Source organism: Pseudomonas spirodelae, assembly GCF_034653255.1.
Lineage (GTDB): Bacteria > Pseudomonadota > Gammaproteobacteria > Pseudomonadales > Pseudomonadaceae > Aquipseudomonas > Aquipseudomonas spirodelae.
In genome coordinates, this window is the sequence record NZ_JAYEET010000028.1 from 1 (window position 1) to 1,884 (window position 1,884).

4 protein-coding genes are annotated in these 1,884 nt (G+C 56.9%); all 4 read right to left on the reverse strand.

Features of this window, described 5'->3' with window-relative positions; translation table 11 throughout:
- Positions 1-113 precede the first annotated feature (113 nt).
- Complete coding sequence (tnpB, locus tag SOP97_RS09155; protein WP_274089698.1) at positions 114-449, reverse strand: IS66 family insertion sequence element accessory protein TnpB; 336 nt, start codon at positions 447-449, stop codon at positions 114-116.
- On the reverse strand, positions 446-763 hold the full coding sequence (gene tnpA / locus SOP97_RS09160) for an IS66-like element accessory protein TnpA (RefSeq protein WP_322949009.1): 318 nt from the start codon (positions 761-763) through the stop codon (positions 446-448). Before tnpA ends, tnpB begins: the two co-directional genes overlap by 4 nt.
- 59 nt (positions 764-822) lie before the next feature.
- Positions 823-1,614 carry a type I restriction endonuclease subunit R, EcoR124 family gene (locus SOP97_RS09165; RefSeq protein ID WP_411912047.1) on the reverse strand — a complete coding sequence of 264 codons (792 nt, stop codon included), beginning with the start codon at positions 1,612-1,614 and terminating at the stop codon, positions 823-825.
- A 114-nt stretch (positions 1,615-1,728) separates the two neighbouring features.
- A partial coding sequence (locus tag SOP97_RS09170; RefSeq protein WP_218019553.1) for an ATP-binding protein occupies positions 1,729-1,884 on the reverse strand: 156 nt, incomplete at its 5' end.

Genomic DNA, 1,884 nt, shown 5'->3' on the forward strand with positions numbered 1-1,884 from the left:
GTGCACGCAGTTGCTCAGGTGTCAGTCGGTCGAGATTGGGCGAGGAATTCATGTTGCTGATTGTGCCAGAGCAGGCGGTCAGCGCAGATACACCAATGGGCTAATGGCCGGTGCTACAGCACTGTGATCGTGCCGCCCGCACCGACCCGCTGCCAGGGCAACCCCAGTACCAACGCCTGAAGTTGCTCAGCGTCGAGTTCGACTTCCGAGCCGTGTCGGATGCTTGGCCAGTGAAACTTGCCCTGGTTCAATCGCCGTGCGGCCAGCCAGATACCCACACCGTCATGTACCAGAACTTTCATGCGGTTGGCGCGGCGATTGGCGAAGAGATAGGCGCAGTGTGGTTTCGCCGCACCGAACACGGCCACCACGCGGGCCAACGCGGTTTCAGTGCCAGCACGCATGTCCATAGGCTCGGTGGCGAGCCAGATGGTATCGATGCGGATCACTGGGCAAGCCCACGGACAAAGCGGGCGCATCCTTCAGGATCGGAGGCTGGCCATTTCACGGTGACCGATTCCTTGCCAAGCAGTAGCTCGATAATCACCGATGCTTCAGTCGGTCGTTTGGGCGTCACCTTCACCGGAACGAACGCCGGCAACCCAGCTGGCAGTTGATCTCGGTAAAGCGGTAACCACTTGCGAATGACGTTGGCGTTGATGCCGTGGCGGATGGCCACGCGGGATACGCTCGCACCGGGTTGCAGGCACTCCTGAACAACCTGGGCCTTGAATGGTTTGGGGTAAGAGCTTCGTTGGCGCATGGAAATCCCGGCGATAAGGGCTATCGCGTCCGCTTAAAAATACGCGGACACCATCGCCCTTAATGCTGGTGTTCGGAAGGTGACTTGGCTGGACGCTTACGTTTTTTCGTCAGGTACTGAGGGTTTAATGGGCTCATCTTCGGCAAAACGCCATTGAGCTCGGTGCCATTGTCGCTGGCAAATTCCCGCTTGAGTGAGGTGGTGATATAGCGTCGCGCTGCCTCTGCATTTAGGTTCTCAGCGTTGATTAGCTCTTGCGCCTCACGCTGCTGTTCCGCTTGGGCAAAGGTGAAGAAGGCGTCAATCACACTGGCCTTGTCACCAATCTGGTCCAGATCGTTTTGGTTGATGAAATCGACCAGCAAGCTCTCTTTGGCGCGGTTGCCCAAGCTGGCACGAATCACCCGGCGCACTTCATCCACCAGCTCCGATTTGCTCTTGATCTTTTTGTTGTGCTCGAAGATCAGTTCTAGGATGTAGTCGAGGTTGATTTCCTGTGATTTGAGCAGGTCCACCTCAAAGACCACGTCATCCCAGTCGATGGTGGATTTATCCTTCTCCGCCCCCGCTTTTTCACGGCGCAACCAGTCGCGCACATCGTTATAGGTCGAACGATAATCCTGAATCTTCCGTTCGGCGGGGAGCGTGATCGCTTGCAGTGCGGTCAGGTCGTCATCGCTCAAATAGTGCTGGGCCTTGAATGCCTCCACCGCTGCCGGGTCGTTCATATCCACGCTTTGCAGCGCTTTCAGGCTGGCGAACTCGTCATAGTGTTGGCGCTGATGGAAAATTGACCCACCCTGCCGATTGAAATTTGACCCAGGGCGGATTGCTGATTTTGTTACCAGCAACTGTGGATAAGTCTACCAGCGCAGCTGCTGTTGCCCCCACTCCTTCGCTAGCCCAGTTCAGTTGTTTAAGACCTGCCACACGCAGCCATGTAGCAGGCCGTCGTCGCCATGAAATCAGAACGGCTCATCGTCCTCCGGTTCTTGGCCGCCCTTACGCTTTCGCTCCCGTGATTTGATCTTGGCCTGGGCCGCCAAGCTACTGTGTTGCAGGCGATAGGACTCGTTACCGGTTTCGACGATGTGGCAGTGGTGGGTCAGCCGATCCAGCAG